This window comes from Aporhodopirellula rubra, assembly GCF_014192335.1.
Taxonomy (GTDB): Bacteria; Planctomycetota; Planctomycetia; order Pirellulales; family Pirellulaceae; genus Rhodopirellula; species Rhodopirellula rubra.
The window spans coordinates 47,369-69,169 of the sequence record NZ_JACHXU010000033.1 but is presented as its reverse complement, the minus strand read 5'-3'; the positions used below and the strand labels follow the sequence as shown (position 1 = coordinate 69,169).

General features: G+C 56.1%; 18 protein-coding genes. 8 read left to right on the top strand and 10 right to left on the bottom strand.

Annotated features, from left to right (window positions below):
* Window positions 1-171 precede the first annotated feature (171 nt).
* A complete protein-coding gene (locus FHS27_RS28340) occupies window positions 172-1,959 on the top strand; it encodes an aspartate kinase (protein WP_009093559.1) in 1,788 nt (595 codons plus the stop codon).
* A 76-nt stretch (window positions 1,960-2,035) separates the two neighbouring features.
* On the opposite strand, the gene FHS27_RS28335 is transcribed toward FHS27_RS28340, so the two are convergent.
* On the bottom strand, window positions 2,036-3,133 hold the full coding sequence (locus FHS27_RS28335; protein WP_184309393.1) for a hypothetical protein: 1,098 nt from the start codon (window positions 3,131-3,133) through the stop codon (window positions 2,036-2,038).
* Between the two features lie 780 nt (window positions 3,134-3,913).
* Here FHS27_RS28335 and FHS27_RS28330 point away from each other — a divergent pair.
* The 3 genes from FHS27_RS28330 (at window position 3,914) to fliG (ending at window position 8,211) form a co-directional block, all read left to right on the top strand.
* Complete coding sequence (locus FHS27_RS28330; protein ID WP_184309391.1) at window positions 3,914-5,761, top strand: hypothetical protein; 1,848 nt, start codon at window positions 3,914-3,916, stop codon at window positions 5,759-5,761.
* Window positions 5,762-5,847: 86 nt separating this feature from the next.
* Complete coding sequence (tilS, locus tag FHS27_RS28325) at window positions 5,848-7,038, top strand: tRNA lysidine(34) synthetase TilS (protein ID WP_184309389.1); 1,191 nt, start codon at window positions 5,848-5,850, stop codon at window positions 7,036-7,038.
* A gap of 147 nt (window positions 7,039-7,185) precedes the next feature.
* Window positions 7,186-8,211, top strand: coding sequence for a flagellar motor switch protein FliG (fliG, locus tag FHS27_RS28320; protein WP_184309387.1), 1,026 nt, complete (start codon window positions 7,186-7,188; stop codon window positions 8,209-8,211).
* 199 nt (window positions 8,212-8,410) lie between these two features.
* Here fliG and FHS27_RS28315 read toward each other — a convergent pair whose 3' ends face one another.
* From FHS27_RS28315 to FHS27_RS28295, 5 genes are all read right to left on the bottom strand, one after another.
* Window positions 8,411-9,280 (bottom strand): PIN domain-containing protein, encoded by an 870-nt coding sequence (locus tag FHS27_RS28315; RefSeq protein WP_184309385.1) that lies wholly within the window; start codon window positions 9,278-9,280, stop codon window positions 8,411-8,413.
* Between the two features lie 108 nt (window positions 9,281-9,388).
* Entirely contained in the window at window positions 9,389-9,853 is a 465-nt protein-coding gene (locus FHS27_RS28310) for a TadE/TadG family type IV pilus assembly protein (protein ID WP_246421165.1), read from the bottom strand.
* A gap of 92 nt (window positions 9,854-9,945) precedes the next feature.
* Window positions 9,946-10,980: a vWA domain-containing protein gene (locus tag FHS27_RS28305; protein WP_246421164.1), complete on the bottom strand. Its 1,035-nt coding sequence runs from the start codon at window positions 10,978-10,980 to the stop codon at window positions 9,946-9,948.
* A 100-nt stretch (window positions 10,981-11,080) separates the two neighbouring features.
* Entirely contained in the window at window positions 11,081-11,527 is a 447-nt protein-coding gene (locus FHS27_RS28300) for a TadE/TadG family type IV pilus assembly protein (protein WP_246421162.1), read from the bottom strand.
* Between the two features lie 73 nt (window positions 11,528-11,600).
* Window positions 11,601-12,068 (bottom strand): hypothetical protein, encoded by a 468-nt coding sequence (locus tag FHS27_RS28295; protein WP_184309381.1) that lies wholly within the window; start codon window positions 12,066-12,068, stop codon window positions 11,601-11,603.
* A 323-nt stretch (window positions 12,069-12,391) separates the two neighbouring features.
* Here FHS27_RS28295 and FHS27_RS28290 point away from each other — a divergent pair, with 323 nt between their 5' ends.
* The 3 genes from FHS27_RS28290 (at window position 12,392) to mnmD (ending at window position 15,388) form a co-directional block, all read left to right on the top strand.
* Complete coding sequence (locus FHS27_RS28290) at window positions 12,392-13,315, top strand: RluA family pseudouridine synthase (RefSeq protein WP_246421160.1); 924 nt, start codon at window positions 12,392-12,394, stop codon at window positions 13,313-13,315.
* A 213-nt stretch (window positions 13,316-13,528) separates the two neighbouring features.
* Window positions 13,529-14,521 carry a GGDEF domain-containing response regulator gene (locus FHS27_RS28285; protein ID WP_184309377.1) on the top strand — a complete coding sequence of 331 codons (993 nt, stop codon included), beginning with the start codon at window positions 13,529-13,531 and terminating at the stop codon, window positions 14,519-14,521.
* Between the two features lie 66 nt (window positions 14,522-14,587).
* The gene (gene mnmD, locus FHS27_RS28280) at window positions 14,588-15,388 is read left to right on the top strand and encodes a tRNA (5-methylaminomethyl-2-thiouridine)(34)-methyltransferase MnmD (RefSeq protein WP_184309375.1); all 801 of its coding nucleotides are present in this window, start codon (window positions 14,588-14,590) and stop codon (window positions 15,386-15,388) included.
* Here the strand turns inward: mnmD and xerD are convergent.
* Complete coding sequence (xerD, locus tag FHS27_RS28275; RefSeq protein WP_184309374.1) at window positions 15,373-16,326, bottom strand: site-specific tyrosine recombinase XerD; 954 nt, start codon at window positions 16,324-16,326, stop codon at window positions 15,373-15,375. The genes mnmD and xerD overlap by 16 nt on opposite strands.
* Before the next feature lie 119 nt (window positions 16,327-16,445).
* Here xerD and galE point away from each other — a divergent pair, with 119 nt between their 5' ends.
* Window positions 16,446-17,429 (top strand): UDP-glucose 4-epimerase GalE, encoded by a 984-nt coding sequence (gene galE, locus FHS27_RS28270; RefSeq protein ID WP_184309371.1) that lies wholly within the window; start codon window positions 16,446-16,448, stop codon window positions 17,427-17,429.
* Window positions 17,430-17,655: 226 nt separating this feature from the next.
* Here galE and FHS27_RS28265 read toward each other — a convergent pair whose 3' ends face one another.
* The 3 genes from FHS27_RS28265 to FHS27_RS28255 form a co-directional block, all read right to left on the bottom strand.
* Window positions 17,656-18,693 (bottom strand): ThuA domain-containing protein, encoded by a 1,038-nt coding sequence (locus FHS27_RS28265; RefSeq protein ID WP_184309369.1) that lies wholly within the window; start codon window positions 18,691-18,693, stop codon window positions 17,656-17,658.
* Window positions 18,694-19,080: 387 nt separating this feature from the next.
* Window positions 19,081-19,374 carry a DUF167 domain-containing protein gene (locus FHS27_RS28260; RefSeq protein WP_184309367.1) on the bottom strand — a complete coding sequence of 98 codons (294 nt, stop codon included), beginning with the start codon at window positions 19,372-19,374 and terminating at the stop codon, window positions 19,081-19,083.
* Window positions 19,375-19,411: 37 nt separating this feature from the next.
* A complete protein-coding gene (locus tag FHS27_RS28255) occupies window positions 19,412-21,616 on the bottom strand; it encodes a heavy metal translocating P-type ATPase (protein ID WP_184309365.1) in 2,205 nt (734 codons plus the stop codon).
* Window positions 21,617-21,801: the final 185 nt, after the last annotated feature.

Below are 21,801 nucleotides of genomic sequence, written 5' to 3'. Positions count from 1 at the left end.
TGCGGGCTCGGAGCCGGGGGGCATTTTAACTGGCCCGAGGCCAGTGGACGCGGGGGCGCCAAAACTGATCCGCTTTTAGGAAAATTGTCTCCCTGGTAAGCTCGCGGTTTCGTGGTTGCCCACGCAATTTCCTCTCAAGCCTCGAATCCGAGACGTAGAACTCGTTTGACCATGTCATTGATTGTCCAGAAATTTGGCGGCACGTCGGTTGCCGATCCCGAGAAAATTCGCGCCGCCGCTCGCCGGGCGATTCGTGCCCAAAAACAGGGACATCGCGTCGTGATGGTCGTTAGTGCGATGGGGAAACAGACCGACGAATTGCTACGGTTGGCGTCCGCGGTCAGCGAGAAGCCGCCGGCTCGCGAGATGGACATGTTGTTAAGCACCGGGGAACAAACGAGCGTGGCACTGGTCGCGATGGCCATCGACGATCTGGGATCCAAAGCCGTCAGTTTGACCGGCGGCCAGTTCGGAATGAAAACCGATAATAGTTTCAGCAAGGCCCGCATCCGGTCGATCGACACCGGCCGGATCGAGAAACTCCTGGAAGAAGGCAACATTGTCGTCGCCGCGGGATTCCAAGGGATTGACGACGATCTGAACATCACCACGTTGGGCCGCGGCGGCAGTGACACGACGGCCGTGGCGCTCGCGGCTGTGCTGGGTGCCGACGCGTGTGAAATCAATACAGACGTCGACGGCGTTTACACCACCGACCCGCGGTTGTTGCCCGAGGCGCGACGGGTAGACGTGATCAGTTACGACGAAATGTTGGAACTCGCTTCTCTCGGTGCCGGCGTGATGCACTCGCGTTCGATCGAGTTCGCGAAGAAGTTTGGTGTTCCGATTCACGTCCGAAGTAGTTTTTCAGATCGTGACGGCACCATGATCGTTGCCCAGGCGGAGTCCGAAAGCTCACCCGTCAGTGGCGCCGCGTTGACCAAAGACGAAGCCCGGATCACGGTGCTCGGTGTTCCGGACGTCCCCGGAATGAGCCAGATGATTTTCTCGGCGATCGCCGAACGCAAAGTTGCCGTCGACATGGTCGTGCAAAACGTGGGTGCCGAAGGCAAAGCCGACGTTTCGTTCACCGTGCCGGGAGATGAACTGAAATTAACACTCTCGGCGTTAGAAGCGATTCTGAAACGGATCGGCGCGACCGGTCTGACTCACGACGCGGACGTTTCGAAAGTCAGCGTGGTGGGTCTCGGGATGGCGAGTCAAAAATCCGTTGCCGCTCGCATGTTTCGGGCACTGGCGGACGCCGGGGTCAACATCCACATGATCACGACCAGCGAAATCAAAATCTCCGCACTCGTACCACGCGATCAAGCAGCCAACGCACTCCGTGCCGTGCACAAAGCCTTTGGGCTGCACGAGCGTCCGTCCGATGCGAAGACGTGGGCCTCGATCCAAGCTGACAAAAGTCGCGAAGCGGACGTGGAAGACGTCGTCACACGATTGCAAAACGATGCCCTCGAAGCCCTCACGCTGACTGGCATTTCGATCGTCGGGAAGCAAGCTCGCGTCACGCTCGACGGGGTTCCCGATCACGTCGGCGTTGCGGCGGACATGTTCGAGGAGATCGGCCGAGCGGGAATCTTCGTCGACATGATTGTTCAAGGCTATGACGGTGTCGACGGCAGCACCAGCGTCAGCTTTACGATTGACGAAGACGACCTCGACGCGGGAGTGAAGGTTGCCCAATCGATATGCAAAACCCACTCGATGCGCGACGTCCGCGGTGCCGCCGGAATCACCAAACTGAGCGTCAGCGGCATCGGGCTGCGAAGTCACACGCAGGTCGGCACCGTGCTGTTTGAACAACTCGCTAATGCAAAGATCAACGTTGAGATGATCGCAACGAGCGAGTTGCAGGTCAACGTTGTCATCGATTCCAAACGCGGCGACGATGCTAAAAAATGCCTGCAATCCGCGTTCGCCGAAGCACTCGGCTAAGAGCGAACGAATCGGTCGCGTGGTGGTTTCGTGTCGAGGCCGGTGAGCACCGGCCTCGCTCTATAACCCATGAAAATCAGCGGTTCGTGCGAGTGGTGCGACCGGCGGTTTTCAGGCCACCTTTCGGACGCACCACGTAAACCTTCGGATCGTCGACTACGAACGAGGTGCTCCATCGCTGACCATCGTCGGCACTGCAGACGTTGTAGAAGAACGTTCGCAACCGTTCGGCCCGATAGCTGTACGGGAACTGGCTGGTGATGTAGTCGTCGGCGGTCAACTCGTCGACACCGGGTGAAGCATAGTAGTGGACCATGCCATCAGGCGTCACGCTGAGACCGAGTGTCCACCATCCGGTGGTCGTGATTTGAGGGCCACGGAAATCGCCGCCATTCTTGTTACTGCGGATTCGCAGATAGGCGTAGTCATCCGGGCGGCCAGTTTGGTCCTTGCTCTCAAATTCAATGAACATACCGGGCCAGTAAATTTCGTTACCGAGCTCTTCGACCTTGCGTTTGAAGAAGCCGACTTCTTGTTCGATCATCGCGGTGGTCTCGAGAGCCAAACGGAAACCGAAGTGCGGGCCCGATCGGTTTTCCCACTCGGCAACCGGTGGCAAGAAGATGCGTGTCGTGACGCTGGGAACTTCGGCCACATCGATGCGTCGCTTGAGACGGTACTGAACATTGCAGATGAAATCGTCTTGGTGCATCGTACCGCTCGCACGTCCAGGGATGCCCGTGAATTTGCTTCGCATCAACAGCGAGCCTTTGCTGCCGGGGATTCCACCTGGCGGTGTGGCAACGCGTTGCACGATATCCGGGTGCCCTCGCTTGACGCCTTCGTACCAACGCCCGTTTGTGCTCTTGCCCATCGGGCCGCGTTGGTTCTCGTCGATGTCTTCGGTGCTCTTAGGATTGTTCGGCACGTAACGCCAACTGGGGTCTTCGAAATCGTCGGAGACGCCAATGATTTCCTGCCCCGTTCCCGGGATGATGGGACGTTGTGCGTTGGCTTGGTCCGCGATGCTTGTTGAGACCATGCATGACAAGCACGCGATGCTCAATGTGGCCAGGGCAGAGCGATTGCCGAGCGAGTTGAGTTTGACCGCACGGGTCGAGTGCCACGTGGTTGAGGTGGCAAAGAATGAACGCAACCAGTTAATCCGACTCATATTTCCGTCACTTCCGTTTCAAGAACGATGAAATGGACACGGCAGGATGGTGCGACCGATGTCGCTACGCTCGACGTCTCATGGCCGCGGTTCCGGCGACCAAAAAACTCCTTCCGTGACGGAGGCCCCCCTCCAACCGTGTTAATCGGTACAATCCCACTAAAACTCAATCTAAAGCGTGTGACCTACGTCGAATTGCTGACATCGGCCGCAATTCGACAGAAACTCTCGGCCGCGACGATCATCCGAAAAATCGTGCCGGATCGGCCGAAACAAGAGAAACGCTGACATTCGGAAACCTCGCCCGTCAGAGAACGGGCACCGGATGCGGGAGCCATTGCGATCGCTCGCGTCCGGCACTCTCGCGGGGCTCCGGCCCCGAATCACGGGTCCCAATGCGTCAAAAGTCTGCGTAACCGGCATATTCCGCATCAACGCTCGTTGTGAGCAGTGTTCGGCACCCGATTGCCTCAAAAGTGCCAAGGATTCATCGAGTCACTGCCAGAGCGGGACTATGATTCGTTGTGTCAAGGGAACGCCGACGACAACATGACAACTACACCAAGATATTAAGCGTCCCCCCGTGCGAGGCGGGGTCGGCTCCTCGGAGTCGGCCTCGCCTTTTTTCGTTTTTCCCGGCAATTTCTTGCCTACAGAAACGCACCTTCTTCGACTCTCCCGCCCGATTTTCGTTGACGGCACGAGCACTTTCGGTGAATAATGGGGGTTCATATTGCAAGACGGCTCCGGCTGTCTCCGCTCTCTTCTCTCTACACAGGTGTGGCGTTGCGTTTGCACAACGAACTATCCAACGATTCTCGCTATTCGGATATTCATAACCGTTCTCGCTCGGGCATCACCCGCGTCGACAACCGATCCGATCAATCGCCTGCCACCTTGTCCACGGCACGTGCGATGGCAACCCACGCGGGAGCGTCTGGGCGCGATCGCAGCCGATGGGCGGTCAAGCTCTGGTGGGCGATGGCCATCACCGCGGCCTCGTGGTGGTTGATCGCCAATGTTGCCTCAGCCCAGCAATACGAGACTTTCAAACTCGATCCTGCCTACGAAGCGTTCAAGGATCCGAAGGAAGCCAGCAAACTCGAACGCGCTGTCATGCAGCTGAAGACGGCGAAAGATCTGTCCAAGGTCGAAGCGTCCGCACCGGGGATGTCGAAATTTTACCTGGAGAATTACATCCCATGGAAAATCACGCAGCGTGAAAACCTTCCTGAAATCAGCAGCACGATCGAGGGGCTGCTCAAAGACGTTGACGGCGCACAACGGATCGGAAGTGCCGGAACCCGAACACTGTTGGCTGGCACCTTTCTCGGCATGAAAAAGATCGCGGAAGGCAACTACATGCCTGCCGCGCGGATCAACGCGATCAACGCACTCTCACGTTTGAACGCGAAACCGTTGGACCTCGCCAACGGCCGCCCTCCATTGCCGCTGAGCTACAGCTATCCGATCCTCTACAAGCTGTATACAGATGAAAAAGAAAGTGATGGCATCCGAGCCGCCGCGTTGCACGGAATCCATTCGTACGTCAGGTTGGCGTTTCCGGTAATGAAAGCCGACGAGAAGACAGCGTTGGTCGCAGAAATGAACAAACTGCTGGCGGCAGAGCCACCGAAGTCACGGGATGCGAAAGCACACGCGTACCTGCAACGTTTCGCTGTGGACATTCTGAATATTCTGCGTGCCCCAAATGACGCGTCCTTGGGAACGCAGTTGATCAGTATCAGCACCGCGGAAGACAATCCCGATTTGATCGCCCTCTACTCGGCCGCGAAACTCGGATCTTTCGAAACCGGCCTGCAAGGCAAGGTTGAGGATCCAAGTGCCGTGACCAAACAATGGTCGGTTCGCGCGTTCAACGCACTTCAATCGGAACTTGATCGCTTTGAGGCTCAAACTCGCCCCCGCCCAGCTCAGTCTCAGCCCCCGAACCCGATCGATTTCCTTCGCAAGGCAAAACCCAAAAAGCCCCAACCAATCGCCGCAACTCGCCGATCACGTACGTCGAGCGATATGGGCATGGGCAGAGGAATGGGAATGGACTCCGGATACAGCCCCGAAATGAGCATGGATATGGAAATGGGAATGGAGATGGGAATGGGGCGAGGCATGGGAATGGAGCGTGGCATGGGGATGGAAATGGGGATGGAAATGGGATACGGCATGCAGATGATGGCCAACCCACAGCCACCTGAAGTCAACCTGTCACGTCGCAAGATTGATTTTGTTTTTCAACAATTGCTACAAGGTGCCACTGGTTCGGCAAAGGGAACCCCCGAAGAGAATCCTGCCGGTTTGCTCGCCGCGGTTCCGGAAAACGTCCGACCGGAAGTGCAGGCATGGGTCGATAGCATTTTGTTGGTTTCCGAAGCATTGAATGATGAGAAACTCGACACGCTCGAATTGTGGCTCGAGGCACTCGAGTTACAACGTCCCGCATTAGGCGACTTGGCTGGTATCGAAGTCGAACGAATTGAGGAAGACGATACGATCCAAGACAACAGTTTGCCGATGTTCCCAGGTATGGGGATGCGGCGTGCAAATAACGAAGAGGAGTTGCCGGGCGGCGGCGGACTGCCTGGTGGCGGATTGCCAGGCGCACCGTAATCGTGCTTCGCGATCGCAACCCTCCGCCCCCTAGCGGCGGCAGAATCTACGTTCAGACGTTCGGCACTTCCGAAGCCGTTTGATCCATGGATCAAACGAAAGAGCATTCGGAACGCTGGGAATCGCTGCGTCAGTTGCTTCGTATCGAATGGGCAAACGAAGCGACCTCCGTGGGAGCGATCATCGGTTGCAGTGGTGGAGCCGACAGCGTCGCGTTGGTTCGATTATTGGTTGACCGATACCGAACGCAATATGCCCCCGACCTTGATTCGATGCCGCCTCTGAGGATCGCGCATTTCAATCATCGATTGCGGGGTGAGCAGTCGGATGCAGATGAACAGTTTGTGCGGGAACTCGCCACAGATTTAGATGTCCCAGTTGAAGTCGGACGTGCCCACAACGACGCGGCTGAAGACGCAGAGGCACGTTTACGTCAGGACCGGCGTGACTTCTTCCTCGCGACGGCAGCAAAATCCGGCTGTCGATATGTGGCGTTGGCTCACACTCTCGACGATCAGTCAGAAACCGTACTGCATCATTTGCTACGCGGAACCGGCCCTCTCGGTCTCAAAGGCATGTCATCGTCCCGGCCGTTGGGCGATGACTTTGTGATCCGCCGCCCGCTTTTGCGTGCCCGGCGGGCCGAACTTCGTGACGCCCTTCGAGAGATCGGCCAACCATGGCGAGAGGACCCCAGTAATGAACAGACACGGTACACCCGCAATTGGATTCGGCACGACGCGCTACCGCTGCTTCGGTCGCGTTTTCCCAAAACCGATCATGCGCTCGTCCGAGCTGCGGAAAACCAGACGCAACTCGATGGGTTGATCGGACGATTGGCGCGACAATGGATTGACTCGTTTGTGGTCATTGATGACGTCAATGACCACACCGATCGGTACAATCGAACGGCTTTCCAAACGATTCGGTTTAGCCGTCCCTCGATGACGTCATCCGAATCTGCGATGAGCCCGTGGAAGGAGTGGCCGCATTCTCGGGAACTCGCCACTGAAATCCCCCTCATCACTGCGGCGTGCCAAATTTTGTTCGCGGAATTGAATTGGCCACGACGCGACATGAATCGTCATCACTGGACCCGGCTGGCAATGTTGATCGCGGAGCAACCGGCCGATGTTACCGGCGCCAGCAACGCGGCAGGGAGGGTCGGTGATGAACAAGCGATTTCGCGAGGGCATTGGCCGGGACGGATTGAAGGTTTTCAGTCCGCGCGGGTTGTGACGCTTAGCCGGGAGAGGAAAACTGAATTCGACGCTTGAAATCGAACGGTTCTAACGCTTGCGCGGGCGTGGGCCGTTGGCGAACGAACTGTTTGAGGAATCACCGGTAATCGGTCGAAAACAGAGGATGAAACACACCTGAGTATTCTCGGTGTTCCGTGCTCAAACGATTCAGCGTCAAAATCGATGATTGATACACTCACCCTTTCCACCACCGAAGAACGCGGCTTGAACAAAGCGGCGATTCTCCTGATGAGTCTGCCGACAAAGACGGCGGCCAAGGTACTCGGGCAATTGCCGCCGCGATTGATCGAATTGATCAGTATCAAGATCGCTCAGATCGATTCCGTTGGCGGTGACGAACAAGAGGTCGTGATTGCGGAATTCCTCACCAGCAAAGCGAGCTCAATCTACGCGAGCCCCGGTGGTCTCGAGCGAGCGAAGGAGCTGATCAAAGAGGCGTTGGGACGTGACGCGGCCGAACTGATCGGAAACCTGCAGCAAACGATCGAAGCGATGCCGTTCGGCTTCGTCAAGAAAGTGGACACGCAGACCCTGTTGCAATTCATCGGTGACGAACACCCGCAAACGATCGCACTTCTGCTCAGCCATGTACCCTCGACGTACGCAGCGGAAGTGATGGCGGGACTCGACGCCCAGAAACAACTCGAAGTAATTCGACGCGTCGCCAACATAGGGCGAACCAGCCCTGCGGCGGTCGCGGAACTCGAACGCGGATTAGAAATGCGATTGAGCAGCATGGTCAACCAACAACAAAGCAACATGGGCGGTGTCGAAAGTGTGGCCGAAATCCTGAACGTGGTCGAACGTGCCGTCGAACGCACGATCATGGAATCACTCGGTCGCGAAGATCCAGAGTTATCCGAAGAAATTCGCCGCCTGATGTTCGTGTTCGAAGACATCATCAAACTCGGTGATCGCGACATTCAGTCGTTGCTCAAGAACGTCGAAACGGCTCAATGGGCGATGGCACTCAAGGGTGCCAGTTCCGCATTGCAGGAAAAAGTCCTTCGCAACATGAGTTCGCGAGCAGCGGAAAACCTGCGAGAAGAAATGGGCTATCTCGGCAGCGTTCGGATCAGCGAAGTCGAAGGTGTTCAGCAGAAGATCGTCGATATCGTTCGACATCTCGAAGACACCGGCGAAATATCGCGTCCGACCGGCGAAGCCGAAGAGGAATACGTCACTTAGTCCGTTCTCTCAAAGGATGACGCCAGATTCCGGGAGACCGATTTTCTGGCATATTTAGTTGCTGAGAGCGGGCCACGCTATTTCGATGATGCTCTAGTGAGCCGTTGAGGATTACGCAGTCTCCTGCTGAGACGTCGCGACGTTCGTCAGGCGTTGTCGAGGATTTGGCCGTTTTGGCCGCCGCCCCCCTTTCAGCGTTTTAGAACGGCACTTCATCGTCGGAAATCGCACGTTCAGGCGTGATGCTTGGCAATGCAATTGCGTCGACGATGCTCTCGTCAGCACTCTCGTCATCTTCTCGGACGTGCCGATCAAACAGCGTTAGCTGAGACGGATCGCCGGGGCGAGGCGTTCGCTTGGACTGAACGAGTTTTTGAAGCGGCAGTGCTTCGGTCTTGCATTTTTTTTTTGGAGCCAATGCTGCCAGTCGTTTCAAAATGTCGTCGTCGTACTTCGGATTGCCGTTGGACTCATACGTGATCGCAGAGGCGCGTTCGAGTTCCTTGAGCGCCGCCATGCCTTGATCCGGGGTCGGGCCGCGTGCCTTCACTGTGGCGTGTAGGCTGCGTCTACGTTTGGGACGTGATTTCGCGCCGCGACCGTTAAGGGAACTCGCGATACGGCTCGCGAGATGCGAAACCGCTGCGTCAGCCGATCGAGGCGGCTCCGACTCGGTCGACGAATCGATTCGCGAGGCTTTGATACCGACACGTTTCAACAATCTCACAGCATGCTCAAGATCGCGATCTTTGGACGCGACTTCAACGATCGCGTCTTTGGGAAGCTCCGCCGATAGTCGTCCGGCTATGAACGTCAGACCGAAATCGGCTGAATTCTTGCCTGCGGGCATCGGCCAGATCTCAATTTTTCTTTCCGCGATGAGAAGACCGAGAACCGAGGCCATCCCGAGTGGGACCCTTGGTTCCTGTCGCCCATGAGCCGCGATAATGAGATCATACCGCTCGGCCGTCGCCGCCAAATCCAGCACTTCGTGAGGACAATTGTCCAAATCGATGAGCAGCACCCGAGTGCGAACGGGGAAGATTCGATCGTTCTCGCGTTGCTTCACTGGCAAACTAGCGGTTGGAATGAAGTACTTAGTTTCGGAATGCGAGACGCATCGATCCTAAGAGGACTGCGGTCGAGCACTTCTAGTCTAGCGGATCGATCGCGTGACTCAACGACCTTCACGCCGCATCGTCAATTCTCGCTGAATCTCTTTGCCGACGAAAAACTGTGCGGGCACAAATGTGTTAACGTCCAAAGGAACCGTGAGACGTACGGTGACATCGTCGGTGTCATCATCGATTACGGCGGGTGTCACGTTGAGAGTGAAGTTTTGCAGACCAATCGTACTGAGAACTCGCTCGGTCTCGGCACGTACTTCGGCGTTGGTTCCACCAGGGACGATACCTCGGCGAGCTCCCTCATAAACCGCGTTGTCGACGGTATGACGGATCATTGCGACGCGGCAGAATTCAAACCCGGCAAAGAAAAACAGAAACAAAAGTGGTGCGACAACCGCAAACTCCACCGCCACAGCACCGGCTCGCGTGCCCCGACGTCGCGTAAGACGATTGCTGCGCCGAACTTCGTTTCGCTGAGTTTCGGCGGTCAACTCTCGTGAGGGAGACATGGTCATGAATGATTCCGTATGAAAAGGCGAGCGATTAACGCGATGATTTCAGCTGTTCGTTACAAGTAGGTTGATCCCGAGAAGGAATTCCGTTTCAATCAATCCGTCAGAACAGTTCCGAGCGTCAGTGCGATCTCGCGATAGACTTCTTGCAATTCGGCACCTGTTAGTGCGTGGTAGTGGCGCCCGCCACCGATATCGGCGACTTCGCGCATTCGCCGAATGTCGGCGCCATTGCCGAACGTGATGGTGTGAATGGTGACTTTGTCATCGGCCAAATCAGCCGCGACGACTCGAGGTTCGATGCCACGGTTATGCTGACCGTCGGTCATCACGATCATGGTTCGCTCGACAAACTCAGGCGGTCGTCCGCGACTCGCGATATTCTGTCCGGCTTGCATTCCTCGTGAAATACTGGTGAACCCGGTCGTTCGAAGTCGTCCAAGCGCGTCGGTGATTTCGCTAAAGTTTTCGGTCAACTGCACATCTTCACTCGCCCGATCGTTGTACGAGGCCAATCCGACTTGTTCTTCAACCGGCGTGGAACTGAGTAGATCCGTAAAAATCTGAAGCGCTGCGGTCAGGTCAGCGAATTTTCTCCCCGCCATCGATCCACTGCGGTCAATGACGAGCGTGATGTCGCGTTCGATGTAGGTTGCCGTTGCGGTCATCGTTGGTTCGAAAAGATCCGTCCCGGTGACATTGCCAAACAACAATGGCACTGCGCCCGAGCGAGAGCCAACGGTGCGTCGTCCGTTCACACGAACGCCATTGAGGGGCGCTCCGCCGGTGGTGAATTGGTATTTGCCGTTGGGCTGGCGTTCGCTACGCCCGAAGTCAAAGTCGCCCGGCGCGAGCAGCAGAGGATCATTGTTGACGCGGTTTGCTGCGGCAATTTGCTGACCACGGGCAATCGCGGCGTTGCGATCAAGCGTGTCGGCGAGCGTAGTGGCGGCGGCGTTCGCAGCAGCATCCGATGCAGTACGCAATTCCGCTCGCGAAAGGTGCATTTGAGCGATGTCAATCGAAAACGCCATTGTGATCAAAAACATGAACAGCATAATCGCGATCAAAATCAGCATCGCCCCACGACGAGTCTTGGCTCGACGTCCGGTGACGAACAGACGCGACATATGTAGGCGAGGGATTGCGTTGGACCGAACGGATGCGGTGTTGCAAATCATTTGGGCTGGCTCGGCGGATGGTTCGATGGAAGGATAAATGAAAAGCGTTTTACTGCTTGATCATCACGACGCGGGCGGTGAGCACACGGTCGGCGACGAACTGCCCAATCAGCGGACTGTTTGCAGCACTCGGCGCGCTGACCTCGACAACGACCTCGGCACCCCGATCGGCGTCGAGGGCCTCCCCGTTAGGAAACCGAATATCGAATCCGTTGACCGATCGCCCCTCGAGAATCTGGCGAGCAGAACGCTCACCGTCGGCGTTGGCACGCCCGTCACGGATCGCGACCCGTGTTGCCTCATAGGCAGCAACGCTCAACGTTTGTTTCAGAAAGATCATGCACGAGGCTTCGATCGATCCGAAAACGAGCAACACGAGAATGGGCAGGCAAACGGCAAACTCCACCGCGGCGGCACCGCGGCGGTTTCGACGTCGACTGGCATTGCCATTCAAACGTTGGCGAAGAGGTCGAGCATGGCGTTGGGTTAGGTGCATCGTGGTCTCGAAAATCGGCAAGCAGGAATACAGTGTCTCTGACAAAATCCGTCGAACGGGTTTCCAACGACTGCTATTTGGTCACGTTGGACGCTTCGTTCTGTTCAGCGGTCAAACCGGCACGATCAATCAGAGTGTTGAACCCGTTTGCGATTTCAAGCCAATAATCGTTGTTTCGAAATTTGAGGTGACGCACCGGGCGTCCTTCGGCAGCGTTGGCGAGTTCGACTCGCAATCGCGAAATTGGACCTGCGAACCGATTCGTGAGCTTGAGCGTGTCGAGTACGAACGCGGGAATTAACGCGGCGGTAATTACGAAGAAAGGCAGGAATCGACGGAAGCTATCGACGACCGTTTGTTTCCAGCTGACGTCGGGTTGTTCGAACAGTCCGATCCAGATGACCAGAGCGATTGAATTGCATGCGAAGAGCGCCATCCAGTGAACCGCGATCTTCCAGACCACGCCGTACTGCACCTCACGATCAATCACCGTCCGTGAGCGTTTTTTTCGAAACAGTTTGTCTTTCGGCTCGGCTGACATAGCAAGAAAAATCTGGCGATACGAGTATGGTGGTGAACGCGAGAAAAATGTCGCAATCAACAATCGACAAAAAGGTTGTCGATGCCATCAACGCTAGGTCGCCCCCCGGCAGAACGAGTTCGCAAAACGACAAAATCGAGCCCCGTGGAAGTTCCCGAACGTCTGATATTGACGATTGTGGCGATTGTCCCGGTGACCATCCTCCGGCCGAAACTCGTTAGGGATACTGAGTCTCGAGTCCCGGTGGTACTCTACGCGTCAATCCGCACCTGTTACGAAATTGACTCCGAGCACTGCATGCAGGAAATGACCCCGATATGGCGATGAAACAGCTTTCCGAAACCGTCACGGAAGAGACCGCCGGACGCACCGACGCGTTCGTACGCCGCATCTGCGAGACGTCGCACAGCCAATCCAGAGGGTTGATCGATCGAGGCTGCGTATCAGTCGACGGCGAGCCCTGTGACGATCCAGCGAACCCGCTGGAACCCGGCGACAGCGTGACCGTGCGATACGACCCGACGCAGAGATATCGGGAGAAGAAGGAAAAACGATGGGATGACCGAACGTTTTCGGTCGCCTACGAGGACGAACACCTGATCGTCGTTGATAAGGCAGCGGGCACGTTGACCGTTCCGACAGATCGTGGTGATCCCAATACTCTGGTCGAGCGGGTGTCGATTTACATCAGCCACTCCCGCAGCGAACGAGAAGCCTGTCTGGTTCATCGCCTCGACCGCGAAGTCAGCGGTTTGCTGATCTTCGGCAAACACGCGGCCGTCGCGGAGCAATTGATCGAGCAATTCAAAAATCAGAAACCTCGACGAGTTTACTCGGCCATCGTCGCGGGAACGCTCCCAGATGACGAAGGAACGTTTCGTTCGCATCTAGCGACGGGAAATAACCTGGACCGCTATGTCACGGCGCCGTCAAAACACAGCGAAGAGGCGATCACGCATTACAAAGTTCTGCAGCGAATGGAAGACGCGACGCATGTCGAAGTCGTCTTGCAGACCGGCAAACGCAACCAAATTCGTGTTCAGTTCGCCTACGCCATGCACCCGATTCTGGGGGACACACGATACGAACCAGAGCGAGCCCAGCATCCTCGTTGGATTCGCAGACGGATCGCCTTACACGCCGCCTCGTTGTCGTTCGTTCATCCCGTCACGGGCGAACAAAAAACGATTGAGTCACCACTCCCAGCGGCGATGAGCAAGTTCCTTCGGGGCAGTAAAAAAACATAAGCTCCGGAGCCCGTGAAACCGACACAAACGGATCATTGCATAAAACCGGAATATAGGCTTCGGAGATTGCAGTGAATGCATGTCAACGTTCCGCATTCCGAAGGCAAGGCCATGTTACCTATCCCATGTTTTGACGTGGTCGTGCGGGAAAGCAAGTAAGTCTTGTGTTCCTTCCGACCGCGATTTCAATTCAGGCGCTGGGGCATTGAGAACATGGGCGAGTACGAAAACATCATCCGCGAACTAGAACAACAGAAACAAAGCGGGACGCTGGATTTTGCGAGTGTCCGATGTGCAGGCAAGCATCATCGCGTTCTCTTAATTGAAGACGATCCGATGGACGCTTCGATCATCGAACGGTCATTCGCGAAACAAAACAAAGTCAGCATCTCCGTCGATCACGTTAGCAACATGTGCGCGGCGATCGACCGATTGCAAAACCACGACTACGACGTCGCACTCGTGGACATCAATCTCCCCGATGCCCGCGGCGCCGAATCGTTTGAACAGTTACGTGCGTTCGATTCGTGTTTGCCGATCATTGTTTTGACCGGCCAGGACGATGACGATTTGGCGATTCGAGCGATCCAGTGTGGTGCTCAAGACTATATCGCCAAGGGCCATTTCACGACGGCGTCGCTGATCCGCGTGATTCGATTTTCGATTGAACGCCAACGGATGGTGCTCGGCTATCTCGCGGAGGCCGACAATGATCCGCTCACGGGATTGTCCAACCGGCGAAATTTACAACGACGATACTCGCGTTTTCTGAGCGACGCACAAAGCCAAGGCCGATCACTTTTTGTGGCATTAATCGATTTGGATCGGTTCAAAGAGATTAACGACACCTACGGACACTGTGTCGGTGATGTTGTTCTGCAACGCGTCGCAAAAGAGATGGTGGCAACGATTTCGGCGGACTCCTCGATCGTTCGATTCGGCGGCGAAGAGTTCTCGGTCATGATCACGGCACAAACGATTGATCCGGTTCGACAGCAAATCGAAACAATGCTGAATCGACTCGCTGAAATGACCATGCAAATTGGCGACATTGAAATTCGCGTCACGGCCAGTGCGGGGCTCGTGGAAGCCGGTGTCGACGAAAACTGGGAAGACGTGTTTGGTCGTTGCGACCAGATGCTCTACAACGCAAAAGCCTCCGGTCGCAATCGACTCGAAGCTATGGCAGAATCAGTGCTGTCGTAGTCCGTCAGAAGCGAACCCGTTGTGGGTTCGGCTACGACGAGATTCGGTCAATGGGATTCTCGCCTCATGGCCCCGCCACGACGTGTGCAATTGTCTTGCCCACAACCTGACTGGTTGATTGAAATTACGGACGACGACAGCCGAACGTTGGTCCATGTCGACAACGAGGTGTCGTATCACAGCCGATGCGGCGCCGCTTCGGAGTGCGATCACGTCTATCTGATCAACGGCGGCTGCTCGATCGAAACGGGAACGGACACGTTTTCCGGTTGGCCGTCGACGATACTCGAAATCGGTTTTGGCACCGGTTTGTCGATGCTCCGCACACTGGATCGAATGGTGCGTTACGAGCGTCCGTTGAAATTCATCAGTGTGGAACGACGCCCCCTGATGTGCGAAACGCTCCGCTTGCTCGATCTTTCGCGAGGGTTGCACCAGCCTGAGTTGGCAGAACAATTTCTGAATTGGTATGCCGAGCAGATCGAAACGACGTTCGTGGATCGGCAACGCGATTCAGGATCACTTTTTTCATCGCATTGGAAATTGTCGGCGATGCACGAGGTTGAACTTGTCGTGGGTGATGCCCGCGACTTCGCTGCACACGCGAACGTGATTGCAGACGCCGTTTATTTAGACGCGTTTGATCCAAAGACAAACCCAGAGCTTTGGGAGATCCCGTTCTTGCGGATGCTTGTACAACGTCTCCGACCAGGCGGTCGGCTGGTGACGTACTGCGTCGCGACCGAGATCCGTCACCGAATGGAGGCAGTCGGTTTGGACGTGCTCCGAGTCCCCGGTCCTAAGGGTGGCAAGCGTGAAGTGATGATCGCAACGAGACAATCCGATCGCGATTATGCCCGCGGATGAAACTCGCGGTGGACGCGTTGCAACCGGCTATGTTCAACATGCGTGTAGATCTGCGTTGTTTGGATGCTCGCGTGCCCGAGCATTTCCTGGACCTGCCGGAGGTCAGCGCCGCCGGCGAGTAGATGCGTCGCAAAACTATGTCGCAATGAGTGCGGACTGATCTCGGAAAGAATTCCGGCACGTTCGGCGTATCGCTTCACCAATCGCCAAAGTTGCACTCGATCGAGTGGTCTGCCACCTCGCGATAGGAACAACTCGTCGCAGAGAGATGGGGCCCGTGCTGCGAGAATCCCCCGAGCTTGCGAGAGATACAGTTCGATCGCTGCGATCGCGCGGCCGCCGATCGGAACCATCCGTTGCTTGTCACCTTTGCCGTGGCATCGCAGATGTTTTTCCGGCAATGAGAGATCACGAACTCGCAACGAGCAAACTTCCGATGCGCGACATCCGGTTGCGTACAGGACTTCGAGAATCGCGCGGTCACGTTCCCAAAATTGATCACTCTTCTTCACCGCCGAGAGGAACGCTTCAACCTCGGTCGGCGACATGACGCCAGGCATCCTCTGCCAGGACTTCTGCGTCGCGAGCAGCTCAGCCGGGTTTTCCGTCGCGATGCCTTCGAGTTGAAGGTATTTGTAAAACGTACGAACGGCGACGATGTTGCGAGAAATTGACGCGGGAGCGAGATTGCGATCGTGTAAAAACCCGATGAAATCAGAGAGGTCGTTCACCTTCATATCCGCCGGTTTACGTCCATCGAGCCACGCGACGAACTGTTTCATGTCGCGGCGATAGGCATCGATGGTATTTTTGGCGAGGTGGCATTCCCGTTTCAGATAGACGTGGAAATCTGAACAGATCGAATCTCCCGACTCGACTTTCTTAGGCGCTGCCGCCCCGTTTTGCAGTTGCTGCAGCTTTGTCAGTCGTTTCGCCATGTTTTTTCTCCCGTCGCCTGATCCGACCGTTGGTGGGCATTCGAGTCCCGTGTTAGCAAATCGTCTGATTGATTACCATGCAAGTCTTATCGACCCTTGCTCCCCATTGATTGATGCAGATGAACGTTTTGGTTGTAGGTGGCGCCGGATATATCGGATCACACGCCGTCGCACGGTTGATTTCCGAAGGTCACCGAGTAGTCGTTTTCGATAACCTCTCCCGAGGCCACTGCCAATCGGTCCCCCAAGACACGTTTGTCGAGGGCGAATTAACCGATTCCGCTCTCGTCGAAAAAACATTACGCGACAACGACATCGACGTAGTTATGCACTTCGCCGCGTTCGCCGAAGTCGGAGAGTCCGTACGCAAACCGGCGATTTATTATCAAAACAACGTCGTCGCGACACTCTCGCTTCTCGAGGCAATGCGACGGGCCGACGTCAAGAAAATCGTCTTCAGCAGTACAACGGCCACTTATGGGCAGCCGGAAAAAATGCCGATTGCCGAAACGACTCCGCAGAATCCGATTAACCCTTACGGTTTCACAAAACTAGTAATCGAACGGGCACTCGCCGATTATGCCCACGCGTACGGGTTCGGCTACGCGGCGCTGAGATACTTCAACGCCGCCGGTGCACATGCGGGCGGCGAAATCGGCGAACACCACGACCCGGAGTCGCACCTGATTCCGATCGTGTTGCAGGTCGCACTTGGGCAACGGGAGAGCATCACGATTTTCGGCGACGACTACCCAACGCCGGACGGAACGTGCATCCGGGATTACATCCACGTCGAAGACTTAGCCGACGCGCACCTGCGAGCCCTCGAGAGGCTGCAACCGGGCGAGGGGATTTGCGTCAATCTCGGCACGGGCAAAGGCGTCAGCGTTCGTGAAATCGTCGACGCATGTCGCGAAGTCACCGGACACCCGATTCCCGTCGTGATGGGCGAGCGACGACCGGGAGACCCGGCGGAACTCGTCGCGGACGCTACGCTCGCCGAAAAGGTATTGGACTGGAAAGCCAAGTACACGGACGTTCGAGAAGTCGTCGCAACCGCTTGGCGATGGCACCAATCGCATCCGCGTGGCTATGAATCGTAACGGATAGGATCCGCTACGGCCGCGAATCGAATCACGGCAATGGTCACGAAGGTTGAAAACGACTGCCCCGAGTTCGCGAGCAACTTAGATCCCTCGGTCACTTGCTCAAGTGAAAAACTGACCGTCGGAGATCGCCGCAGAGGCTACCAGCGTTCAAACGCCTGATGGACAATGTCCGTTCGCGGAAGAGGCAAAGGCGTCGATTAAGAGACAACCGCGCCGGCGTTTACTTTTTCTTCTTCGGCTTGTTGGTGTTGTTGTTTGCCGGAATTGGGCTTTCAAACCCCTCATACATTTCGGGTTTGATTCCCAGTGCATGAGTTTGGTTACCAAACGTATTCGGTTGGAATGGACCGACGAACTCAACGTTGAGATCAGGCGTGATAGCGTCTTCCAAACCGATCGCCCAGAGCATTCCGTTGACCATCATGCGGCGATAACCATCATTCGTAATGTCTTCGGGTGTACCGTATAGCGAGGTAAAAACGCGTCCTTCCTTGCCATCGGCTGACTGATAGGTGCGAGTCCATTCGGACGGCTGTGGCGGGAGACTTTCGACGACGGGAGAATCCGGGGTCATGCCTTCGAGCGGTTGTGCCATCGTCAAAATTTGACCATCAACAGGCTTCCCAACGTACGCACCGGCTTGAACCCAGACGTCTTCCACTCCACGCAAAATCGGGTGGTCTTTCATCGAGTCGAGTACAGAGATTCGTGTGCTTTGTCGATGATTGCGCCCATAGTGACCGACCCAGGTCTGGCCGAGCACTTGATGGCCGAAGCCGAGCTCGTAACCGCTGGCGTCACTCTTGAAGGAATACTTCGAGTACGGCTGGTCTTTGGGAATTTGGAACGCGTGGGTTGCGGTACGCATTCCGACAACCGGGCCTCCGCGACGCAGGTACGTGTCGAGGTGTTTCATTTGGTCGCCTGGAAGATTTTGAAACCGCAAGAACACGACGGCGAGATCCGCGGTCTCAAGTGCTTCGAGGCCCGGCATGTTTGAAGGGGTTCCCGCCACAATTTCGCCGGTTTCCGGATCAATGTTGAACAGGACCGTGCATTTGAATCCATGATGTTTCGCGAGAATCCGAGCCAGTGCCGGCAAAGATTCCTCGGAACGATATTCATGATCGCCTGCCAGAAAAACAATGTGTTTCCCCTTTCCGATGCCAGATTCGCCTTCGAAGACCAGCGGTGCCGCCTCTGCAACAATTCCATTGAATGCGAACAACGCGAGGAGCAGGTATTTGATTTTTGCCATTATCGAAGCTGAATTTACGGACATTGACTAGTGGGGATTCGCACGAAGGCGAGAGATCATCGGATCACTTTAATGATCCACATTGCCCCCCAGTTTAACTGCGATTTCACGGCCCATGCGACCCGTGCGACGTATTTTTAAGCGCGCGATTAGACAGAACAGTTCACTGATCGGCGGGTTGACGTTTTGGCGAACGATGTCTGACCGGGCCCCTACTGCTTTCTGCCCGCCAGCCCAGCCTTCTAACAGCCCAGTCGCGGCGCATCTCTCGCTCAACGGGCTAAACCAACGGTTGCGTGCGGGGCCGTATCGGCGGATCGTTTTTCTCAGCGATCATCCGTTGAGGGAGCTTATCGGCATACGGGTCGCCGGATGAAGGGACACCTATCACCCGGCCGATTCGATCGCACCGATCAGAGTCTCTTTCGGCATGCCGGTCACGTGAATGGTTTTCACCCTCGCGGTGTGCCCGGCAATAATGTCGATATGCGATTTACTCGTTCCCAGCCATTTCGCGATTGCGGCAATGACGGCCGCGTTCGCCTTTCCATCTTCGGCGGGCGCGGCAACCACCACCTTCAGCGAACCGTCGTGTTCTCCGCCGATAGAAGGTTTCTTGGCCTTCGGGGTCGCGCGAATTTTGAAGGTGCAGCCGTCTTTCGTTTCGCGTACTTCGATCATGGAAGTTTAGGTAGTGACAGTTTTCGTGCGGGCACGCTTACCCGGTAGTGGATCGCGTTTGCAGTAACCGCAGCGCGTTGAAAATCACCAACAGCGATGCCCCCGTGTCCGCGGCGATGGCGGCCCACAAGGAGGCATACCCCAAAAAGGTGAGTAACACAAAGATGAATTTGATGCTTAACGCGAAGATGATGTTTTGGCGAATGATCAAGAGCGTGCGCACAGAATGCTCACGCAACCAAGGCAGCAAATTAAGATCATCGGACATCAGAGTGATATCGGCAGTTTCGATGGCTGCGTCGCTGCCGCTACCACCCATCGCAATCCCGAGTGTTGCGATCGCGAGAGCGGGAGCATCGTTCACCCCGTCGCCCACCATCGCCACGTTCCCATACTCTTCGACCATCAGCCCGATCACTTCGACCTTGTCCTCAGGGAGGAGCTGCGAGTGCACGTCATCGATGCCCGCTTGCTCGGCAACCCGCTGAGCGGCCGCATCATGATCTCCAGTCAACATGGAGATGTTGTGAATCCCGGACTCGCGAAGCCGAGCAATGACACCGTGAGCGATGCTGCGCACCGGATCTCGCAACAGGACGATCCCAAGCACACGTTCTGAATCACCTACGATAACGACACTGTGGTCGCGAAACTTCGCTTCGTTGAGGAGCCCCTTGGTGCGACTGCAACTGATCGCACGATCCTTCATCAACCGCTCGGATCCCATCCAAATCGATTGCCCATCCACCATCGCCGTCGTTCCCTTGCCAGGAATCGCAACAACATCCGTAGCAGCGGTGGTCTGAACGTCGCTCTCACGCGCATAGTCGACGATCGCGAGGGACAACGGATGACTGCTCTGAGACGCGATCGAGGCGGCGAGCGATAGGAAGGCTTGCTCGTCGAGGATCGGCACGTCGCTTCCATCAATGCCGAGCACAATTTCGGAAACCGCGGGTTCGCCGTGCGTGAGCGTCCCTGTTTTGTCGAACGCGATCGCATCGAGAGCAGCGGGCAGTTCGATGAACACACCCCCTTTGATTAAAACGCCGTGCCGGGCCGCCGATGTCAGCGCGGAAATGACGCTAACGGGTGTCGAAATCACCAACGCACACGGGCAGGCAATAACCAACAGCACGAGTGAGCGATAGATCCAATCATTCCAGGAAGCCGCAAACAACAACGGCGGAATGAGCATCACGAGCAGCGCTGATGCGAAAACAATCGGTGTGTAAATCGCGGCGAACTTTTCGACCCACTGTTCGGCGTTGGCTCGTTTCGATCCCGCTTCACTGACCATGCGAATGATCCGCGCGAGCGTCGAGTCGTCGGACGTCTTGGTAGTCTGCATCGTGAGAACACCGTCACCATTGATCGTGCCGGCATAAACAGTGTCACCCACTTCTTTTTCGATCGGGACGCTTTCGCCTGTAATCGGTGACTGATCGATGTCACTCGTCCCCGAAAGCACGACGCCATCGAGTGGCACCTTGTCGCCCGGACGTATCTGCAGCGTCGATCCGATCGCGATCTCATCGGGTGGTGTCTCCAGCACGTCGCCTGATTCACTAACCAGCCTCGCGACCGGCGGTGTCCATTGCATCAGAGCGCTGATCGCGCGTCGAGCACGTCCGATGCTCCACGATTCGAGCAACAGAGATAGCGAAAACAAGAATGCGACCGTGGAGGCCTCGAACCATTCTCCGATCGCAATCGCGCCAACGACCGCGACGCTCATGAGCAGGTTCATGTCCGGTCGCATCGAGACGAGCGATCGCCATGCTTTGGGCAGCACAAGGATCAACCCCGCAATGATGCCGACCAAGTAAATGGTCGCGGCGATCGGCGAGATACCGAGTTCGGATGATTGAGCAAGTTCTCCGGCAACATTGTCCGACCGACCGTAAAAAGTCTGCAGCAACCACCCGATCACACCACACAGGCCGCTGATCGCGGTCAGGATGGCACGACGGTGTTTCTGCCAAAACGAAACGGGTTCGTCCGATGGTGAGGAATCCACCCACGGTTCGAATCGCAATCCGGTACGTTGGATCGCCGCGTCGATCTCCTCTGTCGATCGAGATGTGCCGTTGACATCGATCGTCAGCTTGGCACGCAAGAGATCAAACGTCAGTCGCGATTCATCTTCGACGAGCGGGAGCAACTCACGCTTGAGCATCGAGACCTCTTCGACACAGTCGAGACCGTGTATTTTTCGCTGCAGCGGGGCACGGGAAGGCATTCGCAGTCTGGGGGGAAGTCGAGCTGAAACGTTCTATTGATGGATTGCCGAGCGGTCAGGATACCCGATACGATTGGTGGCAGAAGCTCCCCGACACTTTGGTCCGCGAATTTGTATGGATGAGACATATTCGTTACCCTACCTTTTCTGGATTCGATAACGGGCCTTTTGTGGACTCGATAACG